Annotated in this window: 24 protein-coding genes; 7 read left to right on the top strand and 17 right to left on the bottom strand. The window is 42.4% G+C overall.

Annotated features, from left to right (window positions below; genetic code table 11):
* Positions 1 to 81 precede the first annotated feature (81 nt).
* The 8 genes from R50345_RS12475 to R50345_RS12440 form a co-directional block, all read right to left on the bottom strand.
* Positions 82 to 1,488 (bottom strand): lytic polysaccharide monooxygenase, encoded by a 1,407-nt coding sequence (locus R50345_RS12475; RefSeq protein WP_052414580.1) that lies wholly within the window; start codon positions 1,486 to 1,488, stop codon positions 82 to 84.
* A gap of 285 nt (positions 1,489 to 1,773) precedes the next feature.
* Positions 1,774 to 4,935, bottom strand: a complete 3,162-nt coding sequence (locus tag R50345_RS12470) for an MMPL family transporter (RefSeq protein WP_042126968.1) — start codon at positions 4,933 to 4,935, stop codon at positions 1,774 to 1,776.
* Complete coding sequence (locus R50345_RS12465; protein WP_042126966.1) at positions 4,932 to 5,387, bottom strand: MarR family winged helix-turn-helix transcriptional regulator; 456 nt, start codon at positions 5,385 to 5,387, stop codon at positions 4,932 to 4,934. Before R50345_RS12465 ends, R50345_RS12470 begins: the two co-directional genes overlap by 4 nt.
* 176 nt (positions 5,388 to 5,563) lie before the next feature.
* Positions 5,564 to 6,004, bottom strand: a complete 441-nt coding sequence (locus R50345_RS12460) for a GNAT family N-acetyltransferase (RefSeq protein ID WP_042126964.1) — start codon at positions 6,002 to 6,004, stop codon at positions 5,564 to 5,566.
* A gap of 3 nt (positions 6,005 to 6,007) precedes the next feature.
* Entirely contained in the window at positions 6,008 to 6,487 is a 480-nt protein-coding gene (locus R50345_RS12455; RefSeq protein ID WP_052414579.1) for a VanZ family protein, read from the bottom strand.
* A complete protein-coding gene (rpiA, locus tag R50345_RS12450; RefSeq protein WP_139328475.1) occupies positions 6,484 to 7,164 on the bottom strand; it encodes a ribose-5-phosphate isomerase RpiA in 681 nt (226 codons plus the stop codon). Before rpiA ends, R50345_RS12455 begins: the two co-directional genes overlap by 4 nt.
* Before the next feature lie 79 nt (positions 7,165 to 7,243).
* Entirely contained in the window at positions 7,244 to 7,810 is a 567-nt protein-coding gene (locus R50345_RS12445; RefSeq protein WP_081954064.1) for a GNAT family N-acetyltransferase, read from the bottom strand.
* Between the two features lie 6 nt (positions 7,811 to 7,816).
* Positions 7,817 to 8,269, bottom strand: a complete 453-nt coding sequence (locus R50345_RS12440) for a hypothetical protein (protein WP_042126960.1) — start codon at positions 8,267 to 8,269, stop codon at positions 7,817 to 7,819.
* 235 nt (positions 8,270 to 8,504) lie between these two features.
* On the opposite strand from R50345_RS12440, the gene fsa reads away from it, so the two are divergent.
* Positions 8,505 to 9,152 carry a fructose-6-phosphate aldolase gene (gene fsa, locus R50345_RS12435; RefSeq protein WP_042126959.1) on the top strand — a complete coding sequence of 216 codons (648 nt, stop codon included), beginning with the start codon at positions 8,505 to 8,507 and terminating at the stop codon, positions 9,150 to 9,152.
* A gap of 57 nt (positions 9,153 to 9,209) precedes the next feature.
* Here the strand turns inward: fsa and R50345_RS12430 are convergent, their stop codons facing one another.
* The 3 genes from R50345_RS12430 to R50345_RS12420 form a co-directional block, all read right to left on the bottom strand.
* Positions 9,210 to 10,523 carry a bacillibactin exporter BcbE gene (locus R50345_RS12430; protein WP_081954063.1) on the bottom strand — a complete coding sequence of 438 codons (1,314 nt, stop codon included), beginning with the start codon at positions 10,521 to 10,523 and terminating at the stop codon, positions 9,210 to 9,212.
* A gap of 129 nt (positions 10,524 to 10,652) precedes the next feature.
* The gene (gene helD / locus R50345_RS12425) at positions 10,653 to 13,004 is read right to left on the bottom strand and encodes an RNA polymerase recycling motor HelD (protein ID WP_042126957.1); all 2,352 of its coding nucleotides are present in this window, start codon (positions 13,002 to 13,004) and stop codon (positions 10,653 to 10,655) included.
* 163 nt (positions 13,005 to 13,167) lie between these two features.
* Positions 13,168 to 14,214: an FUSC family protein gene (locus R50345_RS12420; RefSeq protein WP_042126955.1), complete on the bottom strand. Its 1,047-nt coding sequence runs from the start codon at positions 14,212 to 14,214 to the stop codon at positions 13,168 to 13,170.
* A gap of 188 nt (positions 14,215 to 14,402) precedes the next feature.
* On the opposite strand from R50345_RS12420, the gene R50345_RS30280 reads away from it, so the two are divergent.
* Positions 14,403 to 14,900 (top strand): hypothetical protein, encoded by a 498-nt coding sequence (locus R50345_RS30280; protein WP_052414578.1) that lies wholly within the window; start codon positions 14,403 to 14,405, stop codon positions 14,898 to 14,900.
* 45 nt (positions 14,901 to 14,945) lie between these two features.
* Here the strand turns inward: R50345_RS30280 and R50345_RS12410 are convergent, their stop codons facing one another.
* Positions 14,946 to 15,587: a phosphatase PAP2 family protein gene (locus R50345_RS12410; protein ID WP_052414577.1), complete on the bottom strand. Its 642-nt coding sequence runs from the start codon at positions 15,585 to 15,587 to the stop codon at positions 14,946 to 14,948.
* A gap of 110 nt (positions 15,588 to 15,697) precedes the next feature.
* Between R50345_RS12410 and hfq the strand changes: the two genes are divergently transcribed.
* Positions 15,698 to 15,919, top strand: coding sequence for an RNA chaperone Hfq (gene hfq, locus R50345_RS12405; RefSeq protein WP_042126951.1), 222 nt, complete (start codon positions 15,698 to 15,700; stop codon positions 15,917 to 15,919).
* Between the two features lie 123 nt (positions 15,920 to 16,042).
* On the opposite strand, the gene R50345_RS12400 is transcribed toward hfq, so the two are convergent.
* Complete coding sequence (locus R50345_RS12400; protein WP_042126950.1) at positions 16,043 to 17,149, bottom strand: lactonase family protein; 1,107 nt, start codon at positions 17,147 to 17,149, stop codon at positions 16,043 to 16,045.
* 182 nt (positions 17,150 to 17,331) lie between these two features.
* Here R50345_RS12400 and R50345_RS12395 point away from each other — a divergent pair, with 182 nt between their 5' ends.
* Entirely contained in the window at positions 17,332 to 17,667 is a 336-nt protein-coding gene (locus tag R50345_RS12395; protein WP_042126947.1) for a hypothetical protein, read from the top strand.
* Positions 17,668 to 17,852: 185 nt separating this feature from the next.
* Positions 17,853 to 19,022, top strand: a complete 1,170-nt coding sequence (locus R50345_RS12390; RefSeq protein WP_042126945.1) for a peptidylprolyl isomerase — start codon at positions 17,853 to 17,855, stop codon at positions 19,020 to 19,022.
* A 71-nt stretch (positions 19,023 to 19,093) separates the two neighbouring features.
* Here R50345_RS12390 and R50345_RS12385 read toward each other — a convergent pair whose 3' ends face one another.
* Positions 19,094 to 19,288 (bottom strand): DUF2188 domain-containing protein, encoded by a 195-nt coding sequence (locus R50345_RS12385; protein ID WP_042126943.1) that lies wholly within the window; start codon positions 19,286 to 19,288, stop codon positions 19,094 to 19,096.
* Positions 19,289 to 19,356: 68 nt separating this feature from the next.
* On the bottom strand, positions 19,357 to 19,956 hold the full coding sequence (locus R50345_RS12380) for a nitroreductase family protein (RefSeq protein WP_042126941.1): 600 nt from the start codon (positions 19,954 to 19,956) through the stop codon (positions 19,357 to 19,359).
* A gap of 207 nt (positions 19,957 to 20,163) precedes the next feature.
* On the opposite strand from R50345_RS12380, the gene R50345_RS12375 reads away from it, so the two are divergent.
* Positions 20,164 to 21,579 (top strand): metallophosphoesterase, encoded by a 1,416-nt coding sequence (locus R50345_RS12375; protein WP_052414576.1) that lies wholly within the window; start codon positions 20,164 to 20,166, stop codon positions 21,577 to 21,579.
* Positions 21,580 to 21,695: 116 nt separating this feature from the next.
* Here the strand turns inward: R50345_RS12375 and R50345_RS12370 are convergent, their stop codons facing one another.
* Both R50345_RS12370 and R50345_RS12365 read right to left on the bottom strand, forming a co-directional pair.
* Positions 21,696 to 23,216 carry a copper amine oxidase N-terminal domain-containing protein gene (locus R50345_RS12370; RefSeq protein WP_052414575.1) on the bottom strand — a complete coding sequence of 507 codons (1,521 nt, stop codon included), beginning with the start codon at positions 23,214 to 23,216 and terminating at the stop codon, positions 21,696 to 21,698.
* A 94-nt stretch (positions 23,217 to 23,310) separates the two neighbouring features.
* The gene (locus R50345_RS12365) at positions 23,311 to 24,273 is read right to left on the bottom strand and encodes a TraX family protein (protein ID WP_231574164.1); all 963 of its coding nucleotides are present in this window, start codon (positions 24,271 to 24,273) and stop codon (positions 23,311 to 23,313) included.
* 179 nt (positions 24,274 to 24,452) lie between these two features.
* Between R50345_RS12365 and thrS the strand changes: the two genes are divergently transcribed.
* Complete coding sequence (gene thrS, locus R50345_RS12360; protein WP_042126937.1) at positions 24,453 to 26,366, top strand: threonine--tRNA ligase; 1,914 nt, start codon at positions 24,453 to 24,455, stop codon at positions 26,364 to 26,366.
* Position 26,367: the final 1 nt, after the last annotated feature.

Below are 26,367 nucleotides of genomic sequence, written 5' to 3'. Positions count from 1 at the left end.
GAAACCATTTCTAATGACCAGAAATGATTTCCGTTTTTTTTATAATCTATTTGAAATTAGACGGTGTATTGATGTTATTCGTTATTTCGTTACTAATTTCCAGAGTGATAATGCCGACTCCGGATTCCAGTTATTATCACCATAACTTCTAAATGTCACTCGAGCTTCATAAAGGTTACCCTTGTATTCAACTTTTGTTCCAACAATATACAACCCGGATGCATTCCAAGCTGCTACATCTGGTAATACGGGTTTCACAAGGGTTGTGACTGTATACAAAGAGCTCTTGTCTGAAATATTACCAGCAGCGTCCACAGCTCTCACATAATAATTGTACGTAGTGGAAGCTTGTACCGTTAAATCCGTATAGGAAGTTTCCTTGGTTTGGGTCAGTTTAACACCATCCCGATATACAACATAATGATCAACACCTACATTATCTCGGGCGACGTTCCACATTAGATTAACACTATTGTGTTTCACTGACATGGTATGCAGCCCCTCAACCATCGAAGGCTTCACAGTATCTGCTGTTTCCACTGGAGGGATAACCTCTTCCGGGTTTGGTGTGCTAACAACAATAATATTACTTGAGCCTGACGTGTTTCCTGCACGATCCACAGCTACGATGTAATATGTATAGATTTTGCCGGATCCTACAGTTATGTCTTTATAGCTCGTTGTTGAGGAAATACCAACTTGTTTCGCATTACCAATGTTCTCACCGCGGTAAATCAAGTAATGATCTACGCCTACGTTATCTGTTGCAGCATCCCACATAAGGTCTACAGTGCTCGATTCTACACTCATCGTGTGTAACCCTGTTACCGTCGACGGCTTCTCTGTATCTGGTTGTACCCCAGGTCCTAAATCACCGTTTTTTAGATTCACATCAATCACTTGGTAGAAGGCATTTGCTGTATCATCAATATCCCACACAGCCAAAATAACATGATATCCACTGCGGTCAGTTGGGACATTTACTTTATGTGTCACAGAACGCTCAGGCTGTTTACCGCCATTCTCAAAAGTTCCAATAAGCTCTAAGTCAGAACGTTTAATCGGTGCATTAGGATTCCAACCTTTTTTCGTAATATAGTAATGCCATTTTGTTGTTCTATGTTGTGCTGTAATATACCAAGTGATGTCATTTAATCCGCCAACCATATCATGTTTAATCCAGCGATCACTTGTTTGTTGATCCAGAATTCCTCCGAACATGCCACCCGCTGATGCTATCTTCCCGTCCGCAGGACCCGCCAATGGGAAGCCTTTTGGCGCCTCTAGACTCTGTGGCTCATATTGAACAGAACCCACATTATTCGCTGCACCAAGCTTCGCACGACTTGCAGGTTCGGATACATAACCGTGTCCAAATGCTTTATCGGTATCGATAATAAGTCCAACTCCGGCAATAACCCCAGCTGTAATTATAATTGGAGCAGCCTTTTTTGCGATACTGCTGGTCTTCATGTTTACTTTCATCATTCATCATCTCGCTTTCTAGTTGTAATTTGGAGACTTTGAAAACGAATCCAGAGTTATTATAATTTTCTGAAAACATAATAACAATAACCTAAAGAACCAGACAACAATGGATAAAAGACCCATGACAATTGAACAGATTAGTAGTTCTCCCCGCTAATAATGCCCCATCGAAGCGATTCATTCTACTCAAATAAAAAGCCAGTCACCGATTCATTGATCGGTGACTGGCTGCAAAAAACAACTTGTTATGACTTCTGATTTTCATAAATGGGATATAGTCCCCATTTACATATTTAAATCCTGTTTGTTAGCTTCTCCGCTCTCTTTAACTGAGAATGGCCACCAATTTCCTCGGCCAAAGATCCGTACCATAACAGGGACAAAGAATGGCAAGAATATTAGAGCATACAGGGCCAATCCCACGAGCACTACTGTTGCAATCTGCATCATCGACAGTACCCCTGAAGGATACATCGAAGCGAAGGTCCCTCCCAAAATAACTACAGCAGATAGGATAACTGTACCCATATTGCGCATGGCGTGTAGAATCGCTTCTTTTACATCCCAAGTTTTATTTTCGTTAAACCGGGCCATTAAGAAAATGCTATAATCCACACCTAGTGCAATCAGCATAACAAAACTAAAGAATGGCGTCGTCCAGGTAATCCCCTCATAGTGCAGTAGATTAACGAAAATAGCCTCCGTAACACCCAGCGCTGAAAAGTAAGTGATCAAAAGTGAAATAATAAGGTATATCGGCATTACGATTGAACGAAGCAGTAACACTAATATGATGAAAATACCGCTCAACATTAAGATTACTGTACGCGAGTAGTCTTCATTGGAAATATTCCGCAAATCGCTTTGACTGCTTGTAACCCCGCTAATAGCTGTTTCAGCATTTTCAAGCTTCGTTCCTTTTACTGCACGATCTACTGCTGCTTGAATATCACCCACACTATCTATAGCCTCTGAGCTGTAAGGATTCTCGGTGAATACCACGTCCAATGTCATCACCTTACGGTCATCAGATAAGTAAGTATCAAATACCTGCTTTATACCTTCAGCTTTAAGTGCCTCAGCTGGTACAAAGAATCCGCTCAGCTCTTCATCCTTAGCCGCTTGAATCTGATTCAAGTATTCTTGTGCCGAGCCCAGACCGCTTGTAATTTGCTTCAATCCATCAGCACTATCGCTTAGTCCAGTGGTTAAGGCTCCAATTTGCCCTGTCAATTCACCAAAGCCGTCCGCTAACTGCTTCTGTCCGCCTTGCAATTGATCAAGACCACTTGTGATAGATGGAATCTTATCTACGATCTGTCCTTGACCTGCTGCCGCCTGATCGAGCCCAGATTGCAGTTGGCCGATTCCAGCTACAAGCTTAGCTAAACCTTGCGCGAGCGCGGTTTGCCCAGCCGCAGCTTTGGCATAACCGGCATTCGCTTCATTTAAACCAGTAGCTGCACCTTTAAGCTGTTCTGAAACCTGACCAAGACCGGCTGCTAGCTGCGCTACACCCGTACCACTTTGTGCTACTGTGCCTTTGATCGTCAAATAATTTACATCCTGAACAATTTCCGGATAACTGCTCTCTAAGCCAGCGAAGGAACCGTCCAGTCCTTTTAATGCCTCTGCAGCGCCTTGTAGCTGCTTCGGAAGCTGCCCTAGTCCTTCATCCAGCTGGGTTAAGCCGCCGCCGATTTTTTTATAGCCCTCAAGTAACTTCGTATTAGCATCTGCTAACTGTTTAGCACTTGTTGCTGCCTGCTGAAGACCGGCTTTGATTTCTCCGGCACCCGCTGAGCCACTCTTTATCCCGCTCTCAATCCGGGCTAGCCCGGTGCCTAAAGCAACGATTCCGTCTTTGAGGTCTGCTGTGCCCTCTGTCAGTTTAGCACTTCCCGCAACAGCCTCTGTCAGTTTGGGAGCATTATCGCTAAGCTGTTTACTTGCTTCAGACAATCCGGTTTGGATCTTGGTCAGTCCATCGTTACTCTGATCCAATCCATCAGAAAGTGTACCAACTTGATTAGGAATCAAGAAATCACTAATTAGCTCACCTGTTGGACGTGACATGCTGCGAACAGATTTTACGCTATCCACTTTTTCCAGCTCACGGCTGATTTTCTCCGCAAGACCCAGGTATTCTGAATTGTCCATGCGATCATCATTCTTGATTACGATCTTGCCAGGCATTGATTCCCCTGGTCCGAAGCTCTCCGAAATAATATTGAACCCTTTTACCGAAGCATATTCCGAGCCGATTTCCTCCAAGCTGTTAAAGGACAGCTTACCGCTATAAGTGAGTAAGAAGGGGGATACGATTACTGCAACAATTAGAAGAGCGGCCCACGGTCTTTTTAAAGAAAAAGAACCTGCCCATCCCCAAATCCGGCTCTCACTATGCTCCAGCTTGCCACGGGAAGGCCAGAATAGCTTTTTGCCAAGCACCGCCATGAAGAACGGAACAATCGTCACAAGTGCCAATAGCATAACGGCAATTCCAACTGCAACAGCTACTGCTGAACGATAAAGAATGAATTTCGATAATCCAATCGCTACAAAACCTACGAACACCGCTAAGCCTGAATAGAAAACCGTTCCTCCAGCTTTACGATAAGTTGCAATAATAGCACTTTTGGTATCTTCTGCGGTCATCATTTCTTCCTTAAAACGGCTGATCAGCAGAATACAATAATCCGTACCGATCCCGAACATGACGGCGACCATAAAGATTTGAGTAAACGTAGATAATGGAAAATCATAACGATCAACCAAAAAAGCCACGACAGACTGGGATACAATATAGCTGAGACCTACTGTCAGCAGCGGTACAAAAGGCGCTACAAATGAACGAAAAACGACGAATAGAATAAGTAGAATAAATACAACTGTAATATACTCCGACTTCTTTAGCCCTGCTTCTGAGCTTGCGATCATATCTTCTGTAATGAGACCTTCACTGGTCAAATAATGATCTGCTTTAACATCTGTAAGCAATTCATCCACTTTATCTGGCAGCGCAGTAACAGCCTCTCCTTCACCTTTTACGGACAACGCCACCATAATGGTCTTGCCATCTTTGGCAATCAGCGTATCCTTAAGCTCGCTTTGTGAAAAAGGATCGGTGATAGAATCTAATTGTAGAGCTTCCTTATTCGCAGCCAGCTTCTCAACGCCCTGTTGAATACTTGCTGTTTCTTCTGCTCCGATCCCCTTCGGGTTATTGAATACAAGAGCTACCTGATGAAGTGATTCGCCACCCTTGTCACTTGCCGCTTTCTTCATGATTTCTGCTGCTCTTGATGAAGGGTATCCCTCTGGAACCGTGACCTGCCCCTTCTCACGGACAAGATCTGAGAACGATGGGGCCGTCATCATTAGCACAACCGCTACAGCGAGCCAGATTGCGATGACCGCCCATCTTGCTTTTAGAATCGTCTTCATTGGCTCTTCCCTCCATTATCATTCTGAATTAAATTCGCCAGTTTCTCAAACATCATGATGAACATTTCAATATCCTTCTTTTCAAAATGAAACAAATACGGGGCCACCACTTCATGTACTTGCGACTCTGCTGCTTCAAATACTCTTTTGCCATGCTCAGACATCGATAAATACACCTGACGACGATCATTCTCGTCTCGGGTTCGCTCGATAATGCCCGCTTGCACCAGTCTGTTGATTATCGCTGTAATGGAGCTTTTACCCACGCAAAAGGTTTCTGCTAGATATGTAGACGTACATTGTTCCTGAGCATTAATCAGACGCAGAATTTGATACTGATCATTCGTTGTATCCGCAGCAATACTATCCTTAATTCTTGCCGCTACTTGTCTTGTCACCATCATGTATGCATCCATATAACGGTTAATCCAATGCTGAACCTCATCCTCCAAAGCTTCCTACCTCCAAAAATATAGTTCGACTGTAGAACAGTTTTATTGTCAAACTATAATCCCATTTTTTTCAAAAGTCAACTTACAATTCTGCTGAATAATTTATGATCTGCACAACAAAAAAAACAGGCCGAGAATTCATCTCGACCTGCCATTTTATGTCTTCTACATATTTTTTATTCCTCATCCTCGATCTCATCCACTTCATAGACACATCTCAGCGTCTCAATACCTGCTGCATTTTCACCGAGGCTGTACACCATGAAACCAAGACTACGGTAGAAATCTGCAGCGATCTCATCCTCAGTTTCTGCTACAAGATAACGCGGCTGCCGCGTAGTAAGCAGCTCCAGAATCATCCCCCGTGCATAACCTTTTCCTCTGTTCTCTGGCAATACAGCAATATGCCGAATATCCAAAGAGCCATCTTCTGTTTCTTCAAAGCCCACGAGACCAAGCAGTAATTCTTCCTCTTCCCACCCGTATAGTTTAAACCCGGCTTGTTCGCTATACTCAGACGAGGTCTGCTGTAGGGCACTCGGATCATCAATGACCGCATAGGTCAACAGCTCATTCACCTCAGGTGTACCAATGAGGGGTTTAAGATCAATCAACATTCTTCACATTTCTCCTTCTTTGTTACTTTTAAAGCTAATCACTCGAAACAATCCGTAGCCTATCCACACACCTAGCATGTTTAATAGTAAATCATCAATATCGAAGCTTCCCACATGCAGCAGCATTTGTAAGCACTCCAAAAGCAGTATGCAAGGGACAGCATATAACGAGATCCTAAGCCAAGAAATCGAACGTGTCTTTACTAATGGCCAAAGAAAACCAAATGGAATAAAAACCACAACATTCCCTAGCAGATTCACTAGCCGGTTGATCAGTGATAACCCGTTATCCAAGTTGAAATAAAGTGACACCGTACGTAATGGAACCAGATTGTACTGAAGAGGACCTCCAGTGTGAACTTCACGTCCAAATCCGAGAAACATCCAATAGATAACAGTAGCACTATACAGAGTTAGTACTACCCGTGTCAATCCTTTTAGCGGCCATGAACGGCTAGTTTCTCTAAGTCTGCGGTTAATCAATTCTTAGATTGAGCTTCTATTATTTCGATGCTTCCGTCATGTTTACCGACAATAGCCATCGCTGCAATTCCAATAAATAGGCCGTGATCTACAACACCCGGGATACTTTGGATGGTCAATGCAAGCTTTGGCGCAGATTCTATCTCTTCAAATCGGCAGTCCGCTATGTAGTTGCCATTATCCGTCTTGTACAACTCTTCTCCGTTACGGCGCAACTCGGGTTGGCAACCCAGTTTAGCAAGCTCCGCCACAGTCCACTCCCAGGCGAAAGGAACGATTTCCACTGGCAGTGGAAATTTGCCTAGCGTGCTTACAACTTTACCCTCATCGGCAATCACGATCATCCGAGTACTATTACTAGCTACAATCTTTTCACGAAGCAAAGCGCCGCCGCCGCCTTTAATTAGTTGCAAGCTGTTGTCCAGCTCGTCCGCTCCGTCAATGGTCAGGTCCAGACTATCAATATCACCAAAAGCTACCAGTGGAATCCCTAGCTCTCGTGCTTGTTCCTCGGAAGCGCGTGAAGTAGCAACTGCGGTAATCTTTAGACCTTCACTGACGCGTTCGCCAAGCTTACGGATCGCCCAGTAAGCAGTTGATCCCGTACCCAGACCTACCTTCATTCCATCTTCTACGTATTCTACTGCTTTTTCTGCTGCTAATTGTTTAACATTGATGCTCATATAAATACCCCCATGTTATCCGTTATAAAGATTTATAGTAAACTTGAAATTCCCATAATCAGTAGGATTCCGGTTAAGCACCGACATCCAATATTTTGCCGTAACAGAGACTATCCGGATCACCGATATAGGGTCCAAACAAATCTATCGGTTGGTAGCCGTGTTTGACGTAAAGCGCAATCGCTTCAGGCTGTTTGATTCCAGTCTCCAATCGGATCTCCCTAAAGCCGGCAGCAATTGCCTGTGCCTCAAGGAATAACAGCATATTAGTAGCTATGCCCATTTTGCGATAACAAGAATCTACATAAAAACGCTTCAACTCCATCGCAGCCTTCTCAGTGCCGATATAATCCAATGGACGAAGCCCGCCGCAACCCACTGGTTTACCGTTCAAGTAGGCTACTACAAAAGTCATTTCTTTTACTTTGGGATCCTCGAAATCGACGACATAGATCGTCTCGTGCGGATAACGCATCTTCAGTTCCTCATCCAGAAACGTAATAAGCTCTCTTAAAGCAGCATTCTCTGGGTCAACCACTTCAAAATTCACTTCTGTAACGGGCGGCACTCTATTTCCCTCATTTCTTGTATCCAATTTCGTATTATCCTTCTTGCAGCCGAAAAAATCAATAATCTTCATTCTGCCTTATGTATATTGTAATTTCACTACATCCTCTAAATTTAGGATCATCTCTTTTTCAGCGTGGTTAGCAGCCCTATGTAAGTAAGCTTTATGCGCAATGAATGAATCCGAGGGAGCTGCCGATTTAATGTACTCTAGCACATTACGTTCGACATCAGCCAGAACTAATTCCCCTTTACCCGCGCTAACTCTACATAGATTAATGATAGCCAAAGGCTTATTCACAACTACCTGTCCACTGGACTCCACAAAAACTGTGTATTGAATTAAAGGAATTACATCTGGATCTTCCACACTAGCAGTGCAAGATTGGTCAAAAATAGAATACATTAGTGCAGGATTACGTGATAAAGTTCCTAATTTCTTCTGATTAGATACCAATTTGCTGTTTTGATAGGCCAAGAATCCGGCAACTGACAACACGAGCACAAGCGAAATAACTAATACTGAGTACATTTCATCACGTCCCACCCAATACGCCATAATAACAATACCGATTATATATTATCATGGATAGATGCATAGACCAATCTTATATTATCTTCGATTTAACAAGTGTAAAAGGCCCTCAATCTATAAAGTTATTTTGAAATATTCAAAATAACAGTTGAAACTTCGTTTGACATGTCTCATAATGAAAATATGAATATTGTTTGTCAATCCATATGGAAATCAAGGGAGGAAACTTAAAATGAAGTTTTTCTTGGACACCGGAAATATTGAAGAGATCAAACGTATTACTCGCCTCGGATTAGTGGATGGCGTAACGACTAACCCGTCGCTCATCGCTAAAGAAGGAAGATTGTTTAAAGATGTTATCAAAGAAATCGTAGCCATCGTTCCAGGTCCTGTTAGCGCAGAAGTAATCGGTTTGACAGCAGAAGAAATGCTGAAAGAAGCATACGAAATTGCTGAATGGGCTCCAAACGTTGTCATTAAACTCCCTATGACTGAAGATGGCTTGGAAGCTTGTTATGAGCTTACTAAAAAAGGTATCAAAACTAACGTAACGCTTGTCTTCTCAGCGGCTCAAGGCTTGATGGCTGCAAAAGCAGGCGCAACTTATATCTCTCCTTTTGTAGGACGTCTGGATGATATCGGTGTTGACGGAATGAAGCTGATCAAGGATCTAAAGACTATCCTGACCAACTACGGCATGACTTCCGAAATTATTGCAGCATCCATTCGTAACATTGCACATGTAGAGCAAGCAGCGCTTGCTGGTGCTCACATTGCTACCATCCCAGGTTCGCTCCTGCCAACCCTCTGGAAGCATCCGCTGACAGATAACGGTATTGAACGCTTCCTGAAGGATTGGGAATCCGTACCACAGGCATAAGAAGAGTCTTTTATTCTTTTATCAAGAGGGCTATCCCAGAAGCTATGGCAACGTAGCTTAAGGATAGCTCTTTTTTCCATCAATGGACATCGCCGAAGTCTGACGAACACGCTTTGACAAAAGGCGGGGATTGATCTTCTCTGTTTCTTTCACACCGGATTCCCCCTTGCTTCCTTTGCTTGGCGTAACTGCAAATAAGGTCAGCAAACCACCGATAGCGCCAACTGTAGCCATCAAAGCAAACAATACCCAATGTCCACTGCTCATCAGCAGCGATACCACCGGCGGCCCCAAAGATACCCCGATGAACCGCATACTGCTATAGAGAGAGGTTATAGTTCCACTATTCTCCTTTTCAATCCCTTCTGTTATCAATGCATCCATGCAAGGCAGAACAATCCCAATTCCAACACAGCCTAAACCCATAAATCCAACTAAGAAATAAATGCCTTTATTGAACCCTGCAAAGATCATTGCTGCAGTTAGTAATACCATCCCCCCAAAGCCAAGCCATTTCATTAGCGTTTTGTTCTGACCAATAATCTTTCCTGTTCCATACGAGGACAAACATAACAAGGCTAACGGGACCCCCAGTACATACCCCTTCATCGCCCCATGCATTTTATACTTAGATTCCAGTATCTCTGATAAATAGAATTGAACGCCAAAGGTCACAAACATACAGATACCACCTATGGCAAAAATAGCATACAGCCATCGTCCCTTTTTACGCAAAATACTCACAATTCCATTTAAAAATTCTCGTATACTCTGTTTCTCAGGCTGTTCCTTTGCTTCCGGCTTTCGAACCAGAAACAAAACTAAGCCAAATGAGATTAGACATAGAACAGGAATTGCGATAAAAGGTGCGAACCAGAGCCATAAACCGAGATAAGCGCCAAGAATCGGGCTGAGTACTTTACCAAACGTATTAGAGGTCTCAATGATTCCCAGACTTTTGCTTACATCCTCTTCTTTCTTGAACAAATCACCAACAAAGGGCAGCACAATCGGAAAAGCACCGGCCGCGCCTATGCCTTGTAACAAACGACCGGCCAGAATGACCCAATAAGCACTAATGCCCTTCATAAGCCAAGCCGCCACCACACAGATGATACCACCAATAGCAGCAATGATCAGGCTCGGAAGAATCACCTTTTTTCGTCCATACGTATCAGACAGGTACCCTGCAATAGGGATCATCACAATAGCCATCAATCCATAGACAGTAATCAGCATACTCACCTGAAAAGAGCTAATGCCGAGTTCTTTAGAAATCTGCGGCAAAATAGGCAACAACATGGAGTTACCGAGGGTCATAATAAGTGGAATGGATGCTAGTGCAAACAGATCCCATTTTCTTTCCTTCATGAACTGACCACCTTTGCATTGTTTGCGACTCTCTATATTGTGGTTTGTTCATCCCTCTTTATTCATCCATACAAAAAGACCGTCCCCCGCCAAAGCGAAAGGACGATCTTACGTTTAAAAGATTAGGCTTTACAGCGAATTTGCAATCATGGTCTTCGCATTTACGTTTGGAAGGAATCGGTTCGGTTCCCCCAGACTAAAAATATGAAGCAAGTGCATAGCCCTAGTGCAAGCTGTATAGAACAATTTACGCTCACTTTCTCTGCCATATCGTTCAGCTGAACCATCGTAGATGATAACAGCATCAAACTCCACACCTTTGGCTAAGTAAGCAGGTAGCACCAGTGTTCCCTTCTGGAAATTCGGTGTTTCCTTCGTAACGAGCCTTACCGGTAGCTTACTATGTAGTTCATCGTGAACCCGTGCGCTTTCCTCTGCTGTTTTACAGATGACAGCCACATAATGATACCCCTTTGATTGCAAATTCCGGATATCCTTTTCAACTGCATTTAGAAGCTCATCCTCGCTAGATACTACATTTAATTGAGGTTCTTCTCCGCGCCGATTAAACGGCACAATACGTTCTCCGCCAGGAATCATTGCCCGGGTAAATTCCACAATCTCATAAGTGGAGCGGTAGCTACGGGTTAATGAGATCACTTCTGTATTTTCTTCACCATAGATGCTAACTAAACTAGACAAATCGCCTAGCACTTCACCTTGTGCATAAATCGCCTGATTCAGATCACCCAATACGGTCATTTTAGCCCTTGGAAATAAACGGCGCATGAACTCTAATTGGAAAGGGGAGTAGTCTTGTACTTCATCCACAATCACATGACGAATCAACGTGTTGGTACGGAAGCCTTGGCTTAGCTCCTTTAAATACAGGAATGGAGTGGCATCTTCATAAGCCAGCTCGTTCACTGCGATAGATTTTAGCGTTTGCTCACAGATCTCATCCCAGATTTCCGGTAGAGAATTAACACCATTTAGACGTTCCATAAGCTCACGATCAGTAAACAGCGTACTGTACAACCCCTTAACATCCACAAAACGGCCTCGTTTAGTCCACCCGCGCAGTGGTTTTAAGCGTTGGCTGACTACATACCGGGATAACACTTCTTTTTCCGTATCAAAATCATCAAAGCTATCCTGCGTAGCTTTCTTCTTACGTCGCAACATCTGATAAGCACGATGATAATCACTGGAGTCCAATAGCTCAATTTGATCTTCCACCCATGAAGCATTTCTTTCCTCATGACTAAAATCAGCGATCTTCTTCAGCAGCCAACGTGTCATCAGGTCTACACGGTTCGCTAGCTTAATGGCTGGATCATAAGCATAGAAGTGACGTTCCATCTCTTCCTTACTGACGACTGCCCTTCCTTGAAACATTAAGGGTTTGAACATCATGCCCTCATGCTCAAGCATCGTAGCATATCGACGAATTGCATCGAGAAAAGGTACGGATGATTTATAAGCGATGCCTTCTCTGCGTATAGCCACCTCAGGGCCGTCAGGGGCATTCAATAGGCTTTCTGTTTGACTAAAGACATCTTCAAGCTGAAATTCATGTCCCAGACGGTGCTCCAAATACATCTGGAAGGTGGTTTGCTGCATATTTTCTTCACCTAGCTCTGGGAGTACGGTAGATACATAGCTATTAAACAGTGGGTTTGGCGAGAACAAAAGCATTTGATCTGCCTGCAGAACTTCACGGTATTTATACAAAAGATAAGCTACCCGTTGCAGTGCAGCTGAGGTTTTCCCGCTCCCTGCTGCACCCTGTACAACCAGCATCCGGCTTTTATCGTTACGGATAATCGCATTTTGCTCTTTCTGAATGGTAGCTACAATACTCTTCATTCGATCATCGGCACTATGGCTAAGCACCTGCTGCAAAAGCTCGTCACCGATCGTAACACCAGTATCAAACATCACTTCAATAACACCATCAGCTATTACAAATTGCCGCTTAAGATTCATTGTGCCTGAAACTAGTCCACCAGGCGTTTCATAAGCTGCAGGACCAGGTGCTCCGTCATAATATAAGCTCGATATGGGTGCCCGCCAGTCATAGATCAAGAAGGTGCCATCATCCTCCATCAAAGATCCAATTCCTAGATATATCTTTTCAGTTTCTCCATTTGGTGCTTCTGTAAAGTCAATACGCCCAAAGTATGGAGAGACGAGCAGCTTTTTATATTTTTTCAGTGCCTTGCTTGACTGTAAATGATGGCGTTCGCGTTCATTCAAGATTTGGGATTGTTGGCGAAGACTTGTTGAAGTTTCCCCTAAATCATCTGGACTACTGAAGTTTACCGTAACCTCTTCCCAGAAGTCTTTCCGCATATCTACCACATCACTACGATGAAGTCCGAGCTCCTCAGATAAACGCCGGATATGGGCAGACAAAAGCTTGGTCACTCCGTCTACTCGCTGCTGTTCTTCTTTCCATTCAATTTCATGATTCTCCACTACATTTCATCCCCTTTTGGAAGGTTGATATTTCAAGTGAGGATACTCTTAATAGATGAATCCGGCCCCTCTGGGACCGGATTTGTTAATAAAAATAAGAAGTATAAGTTTCACTCTGAACATAATCCTTAAGCTTATATGTTGCACATCAAAAGGTTATGTTCTATGCTTCACGATCCGTTTCTTTTTCCTCAGTCGCTATACGATTCATTTGATCTGCCACTTTATCCAGGCGTTCTAATTGATACCCGTAATCGTAAATAGCTGCGGCTACAACATACAAACGTAGTTGACCTATTTTCTCCGCATTATACCCTAGGATCGTTGAATTCAAAAATCCATCATTCTCGTCTCCCAAGGGTTCTGATTCATTGGTGTTCGGTTTAAGTTTATCTTCAAATTTCAACAAGATCAGTTGATGATATTTGATTAACTGCTCCAAATGACTGTCAAACAATGCATCAGTCTCTTCGCTTCGATCCGCTTGAAAATAATGCCGGTCCACAGCCTCAAGAACATCGAAGCCTTTTTGTAAAGATGATAACAGGTTCTTATAGACAACCATCTGTCTAGTCTGACTGTACTTCGCCCGCTTTAGCTGTTTCTGCTCCTCTTCAAACAAAGCATACTTATCCGCTAAAGATTTAATGGATGACTCCAGTGCAAGCTTTTCATCACGAAACACACTTTCCTTCATCTCATGAGATACTGCCGTTCTTAGCAGCAAGGATAGGCTGGCAAAGACGTTCTCAATCTGCTTGATGTACTGTTTACGTGGTTTCGGAGGAACTACTATAATATTGATTAGAAATGCAGAAACAATCCCTGTCAATGTCAATAAGAAACGATTCAGTGCGAACTGCCATTCTCCAGAAGCCTCCATCACTGTGATAACTGTGACTAGCGTCAGGCTAATTGTATCCGCTCGGTTAATTTTCATACTGATCATTATGACAAGAATACAGACTAACCCAACCGCAATTGGACTATTAGATAACAGCATTCCTCCCAGAAGAGCGAGTATCGCGCCCATAGTAGTCGTTGTCAGCTGATCAAGAAAATAACGCCAAGAGCGATAAATCGATGGCTGCATAGCGAAAATTGCTGCGATTGCAGCGCCCACAGAAGATGGGAAATGTAACAGTTCGGCTAGATACAAGGCAAGCGTGACTGCCATTCCTGTTTTAAATATGCGAGCTCCAAAAGCCAAAAATATCCCCCCTAAAAATTGGCCCACTCTGCAATATGGACATCTGTTAATCCCTCATTCCTCTAATTACCCAAGCCTAGAGTTGATGAATTTTAAGATCATTTAAGCTCTCACTCATGATTCTTTCAGCTTTCAGGGAATACTAATTCAAGTAAGTACCTATCACATATAACATACGAGGTGAGTGAATGAATAACAACATCAAAAAATTCGCGACTATTACAGCGGTTCTTTTCCTCAGTCTGTCTTCAGCTCTTGCTCCTATTGGGCATGCGTCAGCTGAGAATGTAACTTCCGCTGCACCTGATTCTGGACCCTTGGAAAAAGGTCATAGACCCCCTCCAGGGAAAGACGGGAAATTCAGAGCCGGCGGACATTTCATTATTTTCGAAACAGCCAAGCTGCTTGAGATGGATCGAACAGAGCTAATCAATAGCCTTAAATCAGGCAAAACCCTCCCCGAGCTAGCCCGTGAGAAAAAAGGCTGGACAGAGGAGCAATATATTCAGAAGCTCAGCGAATCCGCAAGTAAGCGGCTGGATCAAGCCATCACCGAGGGACGGCTCACGAAAGAAGAAGCCCAAAAGCTAAAGGCTGGACTTCCTTCTATGCTGAAGAAAAAAATAGGTAAAATGGGTCATTTCCAGGATCGAAAATCTTCGGAACATCATGTGATGAACCCTTAAAATATCCCACTGAATCCTTAACTAATCGACGGGTATCTCCATTCCTTATGAAGATATCCGTTTTTTATAGGCTTCAAATAGACCGACGGATAACATCAGCCATGCGCCACTCGCAGCAAAACCTCCAATAACGTCGCTAGGATAATGGACTCCCAAATAAATACGACTCCAGCCAATGCCTACGATCATGAATACTGCAAACATTATTAACAGGATCCGTTCACTTCTTCGCGGCAAATGCCGCCACAGTAAATAGGCAATTACCCCATACAAGGAGAAGGCTGCCATAGAGTGTCCACTTGGGAAACTATACCCAATCTCTTGGACAATACGATGGAAATTCGGGCGTTCCCTTTGAAACCACAACTTCATAAGTGTATTCAATAGCTGTGAGCCTAGTCCAACCCATAGGAATAGAATTAGCTCAAGCCGATGTTTCAGCAGAAAATAGAGCAGAGCCATCGTACCGATAGATATTCCAATCGCTACCTTAGAGGAACCAATCAGAGATAATCCTTTCGCAAATGAGGTCAGCCCAGGTGATTCAGCGGATTGAACCAAATGAATCATATAGTTATCAAATGATGATACCTTATTCATATGAACTAGAATCGCAATAACGACGAAACAAGCAGCAAACCCTATAAAATAACGAAAACCTCTAGACCAGTTCTGATAATAAAGCATAAATACCTCCGTGTCTAATTTTGTGCCTGTCGATCGCATTTCCAGTGAAGCTCTAACCCGTGCTATAATTATAGAGAAATAAATATACAAAAAGATGGAGTGCTGCCAAAGTGGAGAGTCTAAAATTACAGGAACGTTTGTTGAACCAGTTTATTTCCACAAAGGTGCCCGTGACGATTTTCACAACGAATGGTGTGAAAATGCAAGGCGTCGTAACCTCGTATGATGCATTCACAATCACTTTACAGGGTCAAGGTGATGGCAGACAGAATGTGCTATTTAAATCTGCAGTATCCACTATTGTACCTCTTAAGCCCGTCTCACTCAAATAGCTCACAAGCTCATTTCATTTCTTCATCCTCTTTTCAATAATAAAGGGAACACCGGACAACATTTCCGGTGTTCCCTTTATTATTTCTTAAATTGTCTAATTCACTCTTGTTAATGAGCTTCTTTTATACAGGGAAAATCACAGGCTTCACACATACCGGCTTAGATACCTCGGCTGTATTTCCAGTAAATACGAGACGACCACTAGCTGCTTCAATAGAGAATACAACCAAGTTATTAGCGTCACGATTCGCAACAATCAGATAAGCCCCATCCGGAGTTAAAGAGAAGTGTCGAGGATGCCCTCCACGAGTGGATACATATTCAATTAATGTAAGCTTGGCAGTAGCGGGATCCACCGCAAATACTGCGATATTATCTGCTCCACGGTTAGATGCGTAAAGATATTTTCCATCTATTGAAGTAGCAATTTCGGCACAAGTATTCTCTTCCTTAAAATCCTCAGGCAAAGTAGAAACTGTATCTACAGTGTGAAGAGTACCTCTAGCACTGTCATATGTAAACGATGTTATCGTGGAATCCACTTCGTTTATTACATAAGCTGACTTTCCATCTGGATGAAAAGTAAAATGACGAGGTCCCGCTCCCGGATGAAGCACCGTATCAGCGTGAACTTCTAGTTTGTTCAAATCTCTGTTGATTCTGTAGGACCGAATGATATCCAGACCAAGATCAGAAACAAACAGATACTGCCCGTCCGGACTGAAGATAGCTGAATGGGGATGCGGGCGATCCTGACGTTCAGGGTGTTGACCGTGGCCGGAATGAATGGCGACATCCGAAAGTTGACTAGCAACTTTTTCTTCATCTAATGTAATCAAGCCTACAGTGCCACCATGATAACTACATACAACAACGTATTCATTGTTTAGGTCTCTAGAAATATGACATGTGGTCGTTTGGCCATTACCTGAAGCAGGCATTGTGGCTATTCGGTTCAATTCGCTCAATTTCCCACTCTTAGCATCGATTGCAAAGGTAACGACTTCGCCCTCTTTTCCACCCTCACCATTCGGCTTTTCTCCTATGGCATATAAACGCAGCGCTGTAGCATCCACATTAACAAAGGTAGGGTTAGTTAAGCCCTGAACCGAGTCGATTAATTTTAACGTACCTCCTGCTTCGCCATCGAATTCAAATACCTGCACACCGCTTTCCGTGGCACTTGCATAAGAACCCGTAAACAGCAATAACTTAGTCTGCTTTTCCATCACTATATTCCTCCTTCAAAGTATTGCTATTATATAATTTACAGTTTTTAAACGTTAATGACAAACTATAAAGTAAAAAGTGTGACAAATAGTTCAAAAATAAGGCTTTCCAAGGATTAGGGAGTGTGTTATAATGAAAGCGCTAACATTAGTCTTTTATTAAGTACAAAGGGGGAACATGAATGAGTAGCATCCTGCTGGAAGCCAGAAATGTATACGAGGACTTCGAGGTGGAAACAGACATTCTGTTCTTTAAGGTCGGAGACCATGATTTGGTCATTTTTCACGGCAGAAACTACAACATAAAAAAGAGAATGACTGCCGAGCAATTAAAACGATTGTTATCCAATTCAACTTACTATCATGTGTACGGTGGCTGTTATGTCAATCTGAACAAGATCAGTTCTATCGAAGACGACTGCATTTATTTCGGAGAAAAGGGACTATTCGCTAAAAACGTTCGTGTCCCAAGACGGAAACAAGAAAGTATTCGTCATCTATTGAAAGGACTGAAGTAAACATCTTATTCCCATAAGCCGGAAGGGCATGTTACCGATGCCAATTCCGGCTTTTTGCTTTTTATTAATAGAAACTTAAAAAGATCCTATCTTTTTTTATACTTTCTTAAGGTTTAGGATCTGGATTTCTGTTAAAGTTGTTAATAGACAAGCAACACCTATATTGAAGGGAGTCATTACTCATAATGGACAAAAAAGATCTGAATGGAAATGAGAACTTAGAAAACAACGGTACTACGGAGGAAGAGTTGAACACTTCCGAGAATACCAATGAAGTAAATGAAGTGGAGGTCGTAGCTGCTGAAGAACCTGTGAATACAGTAAAACAAGAAAGTATTCCGGTAATGAACAAAGTCGGCAGTAACAACAATACAACCCCACCTGCTCCACCAGCTTCTCCTAAAGGTAACAAGGGCTGGATGATTGCCTCGGTGGTTCTGGCTGCGGCACTTATCATTGTACTGATTAAGCCTCCGTTCCAAAAGGACGACAGCAACACAGCTGTTGCTACCGTTAACGGAACTAACATTACTAAAGAACAACTTTATGATAAATTGATCGAAGCTGGTGGAGAAAGCACGCTGCAAGCTATGATTACTACAGAACTCGTTGATCAAGAAGCTAAAAAAGCTAACGTAACCGTTACTGATGAAGACATCAATGCTGAATTAGAAGATCTTAAAGCTCAATTCGGCGGAGAAGCTGCATTTAATGCTGCATTGCAACAAAGCTCAATGACCGTTGATGACTTGAAGAAACAAATGCCACTGCAAGTTAAACTGCGTAAGATTCTTGAGCCGCAAGTAACTGTAACCGATGAAGAAATCAAGGAATATTATGATGCAAATAAAGCTTCTTTTAACGAAGAAGAACAAGTTCGCGCTTCCCACATTCTCGTTGAGACTAAAGAAGAAGCTGATGCAATTCTGAAGCAATTGAAAGATGGAGCAGATTTCGCTGAACTAGCCAAAGAAAAATCTTCGGACACTGGTTCAAAAGATAATGGCGGAGATCTAGACTTCTTCAAACGTGGAGATATGGTAGCTGAATTCTCTGATGTAGCATTTAAGCTTAAAGTCGGGGAAACAAGTGATGCTGTGAAATCCGATTATGGTTATCACATCATTAAAGTAACCGACCACAAAGATGCTAAAAACTACACCTTGGAAGAAAAGAAAGATGAAATCAAAAAGACGCTTGTGTCTCAAAAGGTTTCCACCCTTTCCACTTCTTGGTTGTCAGATACAACTGCAAAAGCTAAAATCACAAATTCACTTACGGATGCCAAAAAAGAAGCAACAGCTTCTCCTGAACCATCTGCAAGCGCAGAAGCAGGAACTGAATCCGCTAAATAATACGACAGTAAAAAGCAGGACAAGCGTTATAAGACGCTGTCCTGCTTTTTTTGTACCAATTTCCGAACTGATTAGTGTCCTTTTTTTCGAATCTGCTTATCACGGTTCTCTCCCCACTCTTTCGCTTGCGAGGTAGCAATAGAGATCGCCCTTCCCTCTTCATATCCATCTTCTAGCAGTGCATTAGCAATATCTATCGCTTTATTACGAACTGGTGCTGTGAAGTTCTTCAGTGAATCTGGATAATCATCTTTGTTCCACGGCATACAAAAACCTCCTTAACCTGTATACTTCACTTAGCCAGGTCAAGAAGGTTTTAAACACTCTTTTAAGCTTATTTAAAGACTTTAACGCGATCTTCAATCGGTTGGAATTGTTTCTCACCTGCTGGAGTTACTGTCTTACCAAACGGCAATTGTGCAATCAGCTTCCATTCTTGCGGGATGCCCCATGCTTCTTTCACTTCGTCATCAATCAGTGGGTTATAGTGCTGCAGGGATGCGCCTAAACCTACTTCAGAAAGTGCAGTCCATACTACGAATTGCAGAATGCCTGAAGATTGGTTGGACCAAACTGGGAAGTTCTCCGCATACAATGCAAAGTTTTCTTGAAGGTTCTTCACTACCGCTTGGTCTTCAAAGAACAATACGGAACCGTATCCTGCTTTGAAAGATGCTAGTTTTTGCGCTGTTCCTTCAAATTGTTCAGCTGGAACGATTTTGCGCAAAGTTTCTGTCGTGATATCCCATAATTTATCATGCTGTTCACCTAAAAGAACAACCGCTCTGGAGCTTTGGGAGTTGAATGATGTAGGGCTATGCAAAACCGCTTGTTCAACGATTTCAATAATTTGAGCATCTGTTACCGTGGATTCTTTGCTAATAGCATAAATAGAACGTCTTCCTTTAACCGCTTCTAGAAAATTGTTAGACATAAAATAACTACCTCCATTTATTTAAGTAACTTACTTTTGTACATCTTATCACCTTTTTTCTAAAAACACAACATTTATTCACAACTAATATTGTCGGATATAAAAGGCTCCCGGTAAGTAACATCTCCTCTTCACTTTTCCGATATACATAACTGCTGAAAATAAGCTACAATAGTGCAGCAAAAGTACAGAAGGAAGGTTATTTATATGAAATTCACAACAGATAAAGCGCTCATCCTACATAAAAAAACGGTCATATTCTCTTGTATGATGCTCCTTTGCCTTAGCTTGGCGCTTACTGGCTGTAAAGACACAAAATCGTCTAATTTAAATGCTGTAGAACTTGATCAGACTGAACTTAAACCTGTATCTTTCTGGGTAGCTACAGATACTCACTTTTTAGATAAGGATCTTCAGGACGGTGGTCAGGCTTTTCAGACCTATGTCACGGGCGGTGACGGGAAAATGCTGCCTTACAGTGATGAAATGGCTGAAGCTATGGTCTATGAAGCTGAACAGAAAAAGCCTGCGTTTATCATCCTCAGTGGTGATTTAACTAATAATGGGGAACGCAGCAGCCATCAAAAGTTAACCGAAAAGTTAAAACGAATTGAACAACAAGGAACCTCTGTTTATGTCATTCCTGGCAATCACGACATATTCAATCCTTGGGCTAGATCCTTCAGCGGCGATAAACAGCTCCTTACGGATTCAATTACGGACAAAGACTTCGTCAAAATGTATGCGGATTTCGGCTACAAAGAGGCTGTATCACGTGATAAGGAATCATTAAGCTATATCGTCAAGGCCGCCCCCAACTTATGGATTCTCATGATAGACAGCAGCCAATATCTTAATAATCTGAAATACGGATTCCCTCAGACGGATGGACGTATTGCTTCCTCTACTCTTTCATGGATGGACGAATCTGTTAAGCTTGCAGCCAAAGAACACGCTTCAGTGATTACGGTGATGCACCATAACTTACTTAGCCATACTTCTATGTCTGTTTCAGGATTTAAGCTTAATAACAGTCAGGAAGCTATACAATCCCTACGGAAGAATGGGCTGAATCTAGTCCTTTCAGGACATATTCATATGCAGGACATTCAAGTAGATCCAGCAAACACGAATCAAGACACAGAATCCACTGAACAAATGCCAATCTTTGATATCGCTACGAGTGCAATGGCCGTCAATCCACATCAATATGGTGCCATGACCTTCGATCCCGTCACGCGGGCCGTAAATTATAAAACAGCAGCCTTAAACGTTGAAGGTTGGGCTGAAGCTAACCAGATTACAGATCACAATCTCTTAAACTTCAAAGCATATGCCGAAGAAGCCTTTGCTTCTAACTCCTATGACAAAGCTATGGATAGTCTTAAGGAAAGTCCTTTAACAGAAGCTGAAAAAGAATCCATGGCGAAGGTAATGTCCATGTTGAATGTACGATACTTCGCAGGAACTGCGGGTACATTCGCTAAAGATATTAAAGCGTTGCCGGGCTACAGGCTTTGGGAGGGACAGCAGGACGGTTTCTTGGGAGGTTATGTTCAAAGTATGGCTGAAGAAAAAGCGTTAAGTAATGTCGACTTAGAGGTGGTTTTAACGAAGCAATAAAAGAATGGCATATTCTATAAGGAAAAACTATAAGGAAAAACCCAGCTCCCACTCGCATTTCTGCGAAATAAGAAGCTGGGTTTGGATGTGTTATTTGATTGATGAAGATCGAACAACTATTTCCGAGTAATAGTAATCCAACCCTCATCATCTACATACACAGAAGCATGAAGTGCTTCAGCAAGCACACGCAGTGATACATAGGCATCACCATATTCGTCAACAAATACAGGCTCAGCAAGCTTCACTTTTTCACCGTTAATTACTGCTTCGGAAGAACCGATTTTGAATACCAGCTTATCACCGTACACACCATCCGTTACGATAATGGCACGATTGACTGTATCCCATTCCACAGTAGCATCTAAATCTTCTGCCAGGTATCGCAGTGGAATGTAGGTCGTATAATTGTCTACGATCGGATAATAATATTCGTCGTCAGGCTCGATGACAATCGTTCTCTTGGTGATACCAAGATCGTCTTTCAATATACGATAAACGTTAGAATTCGGGTCGAAATTGTTCAAAGTCTCTGCAGGCGTTAAACTACCGGAAGAAACATCAAGTGCCCCTTTTGTACTGATTGGATCTGCGGTTACAGCACCACCAATGTTCCAAACCTGACTGGAAGCCTTAAGGGAGAAACTCTTTAACGGCATATCTTCAGTACCTGGAAGTGCCACTTTCAGATCAACATTCTGTTTACGAACATGTAGACTGCTATCAACAAAAATGTCGACAGCAAGCTTCGTATCCTTACTCAGCACTGTCTTAAGCTCAGGGGTGGATTTGTAAAGACTATCCAGTTGATTGTCATATACCAGAAGTACCGCATCGACAGCCAATTTTGCTGCATCATGAAGTACGGTAACTACTGCTTCTTTATCATCTAAAGGGATATCTCCAAAACCAAGATTCCGCAAATCACCGGAGCCTTTTTCGTCCATAGCTTTGATCACTGGGTACAGATAGTCGTACAGACCACCAACCAATTCTGTAAAGCCTTCAGTATCTTTAGAGATCGATTTCAGGAATCCTTTTAACAAAGCTGGAAGCTCATCACCCGTCACTTCGGTATGTAACTTCGTCATATTCACTTGCTGACCATACACAGCCTCACTAACTGGTGTTACGCTAATTGCGCTTGGATTCGGAAGATTCTTCACCACAAACTTCGTTAGCAGCTTACTAAGATCCTCAGCTTTAGTCAGATCCAAACCGACTTCAGCAAAAACCTCATCATAGCCTTGAATTGGGAAGTAAAACGGTTGTTTTGCTCCTTCAACAGTAAAGACTAAAGTTTGTTTGTCCATAAACAATGCGAAAGGAATATTCAATTGTTTATAGCCGATCGTTCCATTTGCAGATACATTACCATTCTCTTGTAACTTTGCATTACTGATACTCACGGAAAAAGAATTTATGAGATCGACCATTTCCTTATCTTCTGCGCTAATTCCTTCTGAAGGCTCAGCGTTCATAGAAAACGTCATGCTGGATTCTGATGATTTAACATCGACATCCCCGATCAATGCCTTATTAACATCGAAACCTCCAACCGATTGACAACCGGCCAGAACAAGCAGCAGTGCGACAAAAGGAATAAACCATTTTGCCTTAGCTTTCATTCTCCTCATAGCAAGTCTCCTTTTTTAAGATTTTTTTGAAATCAATCCATTATCTCAGCAAAGGTAACATTTGTAAATCAAAGTATTAATTATTGTAAAAATACTATAAATTCAACAAACTTCGCCATTCAATAGAAAGCCAATCATTGTAAATCAGACCCTTGAATATGCCCAAAATCAATAAATGTGCTGGATAAAAAGACCACCACACCCAGCGTGGCACCCGGTGACGCTCTAAATATCCCCATAGTGCAGGCGTCAAAGCAATCAACAGCGTAGGTATAATACTAAGCATTTGCACTGTCCAAAAATTATAGAACATATAGAATACATTCAGTGCTAAATGAGCTCCGACAAGCCAGTATGACTTCGTATAACGGAAGATTAATACTAATAGGAGACCATACGCATTATAGTCTATAGGGAAATAATCCATTAACGCGATAGCCCCAATGACAACAGGTATACCAAGCCATAGAGTGGGAAGCTTATCCAAAATAACCAAAACGATTGCCGATAACAGAAGTGTAAATACAACATTCCATCCGCCAGGATTAATTGCAAAATTGTATGGAATCTGAGCAATAATAGCGATTATGAGCAGTCGGAACAAATATTTTGGTCTGGATGAAGTATGGATATGTCCCTGCACAAGTCCGTAACAGTAAATGGGAAAGGCTATTCTCCCTACATATCTCCAAGCAATATCCTCTGGAAAAAAGATATAGCCAATATGGTCGATTAGCATAGTCAGCATAGCGAGAATCTGCATATCAAACCTCCTTAAATGGGTTGATATCATACTTTCGCCAATGAGTACTTCATCTCCTTTGCCAATACGCAAATGATGACCATAAATAAAAAGATCCTCTACTTCTGGGTTTTTCCCTCTTGACTTTATGGTGTGCAATTGAGTACTATGAACGAGCAACATCATATGGCAATGATCAAAGACATGATTTCCTATACGAACTGTCCAGAGAGAGAGGTCCAGGCTGAAAGCTTCTCCAGTAAACGATTGTGAAGTTACCCCTTTGTAGCTGTGGCGCTGAATCCGTTGATCCAAATTTCGCGGTAGTATGTGACACCGATTTATCCCCGATATCGGATACCAATGAGGTCCTATCCTTGTGATAGGTCAAATTAGGGTGGAACCACGAGCTGAACGCACTCGTCCCTTTCTGGGAGAGATGCGTTTTTTTGCGTTCACCACTAACAATTTTTGAGAAATGGAGGCTAACAATCATGGAGATCAAGGTAACACTGCAAAACGGAACAATTAGAGAGGTACTGCAAGGAACGACGATTAAAGAAGCAGCAGGTGCCATAAGTACCAGTCTGAAAAAAAGTGCTGTAGCTGGAAAAATTGATGGCAGATCCGTTGACTTAAACCAACCGATCGAACATGATTGCCAGCTCGAAATTGTTACGTTGGATAGCAAAGACGGCCTGGAAATTTATAGACACAGTACAGCACATATCATGGCACAAGCCATAAAACGTATATATGGAGATAAGGGTGTCCGGCTTGGCATAGGGCCAGTAATCGAAGACGGTTTCTATTATGACATTGATATTGAGTCACCTTTATCCACGGATGACCTTGTTGCAATCGAACAAGAGATGGCGAGAATTATTCAAGAGAATCACCCGATTGTCCGCCGTGTCGTTTCACGCACTGAAGCAATCAAGCTTTTTGAAGAGATGAACGAGCCCTTAAAGCTGGAGCTTATTCGTGATCTGCCGGAAGACACAGTATTATCTATTTATGATCAAGGTGAATTCTCGGATCTATGCCGAGGTCCACATCTTCCCTCTACTGGCTTGATCAAAGCCTTTAAGCTGTTAAATGTAGCTGGAGCCTACTGGCGTGGAGATTCCAATAATAAAATGCTGCAACGCATTTACGGAACTGCTTTTCCTAAGAAAGCTCAGCTTGAAGACCACTTGCTCTTTCTTGAAGAAGCTAAAAAACGTGATCATCGTAAGCTCGGCAAGGAACTGGAATTGTTCATGTTCTCTGAAGAAGCACCAGGTATGCCCTTCTATCTTCCCAAGGGAATGACAATCCGTACAGAGCTTGAAAACTTTGCCCGTGAATTACAAAGACAGAGAGAGTACGATGAAGTTCGTACACCGCTGATGATGAACAATCGGCTTTGGGAACAATCCGGGCACTGGGATCACTACAAAGACAATATGTACTTCACAAATGTAGACGAAACAACATTTGCCCTTAAACCGATGAACTGCCCGGGACATATGTTGATCTACAAAAATAATCTGCATTCCTACCGAGAGCTGCCTATCCGTATTGCGGAATTCGGTCAAGTACATCGCCACGAATATTCTGGCGCACTTAACGGGATGATGAGAGTTCGTACTTTCTGTCAGGATGATGCCCACCTCTTCGTTTTACCAGAGCAAATTGAGGATGAAATAAGCCGGGTAATCTCACTGATTGACCATATTTATGGAGTGTTTGGCTTTGAGTATAGAATTGAATTATCAACTCGTCCGGCAGATTATATGGGATCTGAAGAATTATGGGATCAGGCTGAACAATCTCTGCAAAATGTATTAAACAATCTCGGGATCGAGTATCGTGTGAATGAAGGTGATGGCGCGTTCTACGGACCTAAGATTGATTTTCATATCTTAGATGCGCTAAAACGAAGCTGGCAATGTGGGACCATCCAACTAGATTGGCAAATGCCAGAGAAATTCGATCTTACTTACATCGGGGAAGATAATCTTAAGCACCGCCCGGTCGTAATTCATCGCGCTGTTTATGGGTCGATTGATCGTTTTATGGGGATTATTACGGAGCATTATGCAGGAGCATTCCCGCTATGGCTGGCACCGGTTCAAGCGAAGTTATTGCCCGTCTCTGAGAACTACGTTGATTATGCATTTCAGGTGAAACAATCTTTAGAACAAGCTGGGATTCGTGTAGAGGTTGATATCCGAAATGAGAAGCTAGGATACAAAATTCGTGAAGCTCAGCTGGAAAAAGCTCCTTACATGCTCGTACTTGGTGAGAATGAGAAGAACTCTGGCAATGTATCCGTAAGAAAACGCGGCGAAGGAGATCTTGGCTCCAAGAGTATACTAGATATTATCGAGCAGATTAATGAAGAAATAGCTAGCAAAAAATAAA

It is taken from the genome of Paenibacillus sp. FSL R5-0345 (genome assembly GCF_000758585.1).
Lineage (GTDB): Bacteria > Bacillota > Bacilli > Paenibacillales > Paenibacillaceae > Paenibacillus_AQ.
Note: the sequence above shows the minus strand (reverse complement) of the source record. Positions and strands in the feature narration are given on the sequence as shown.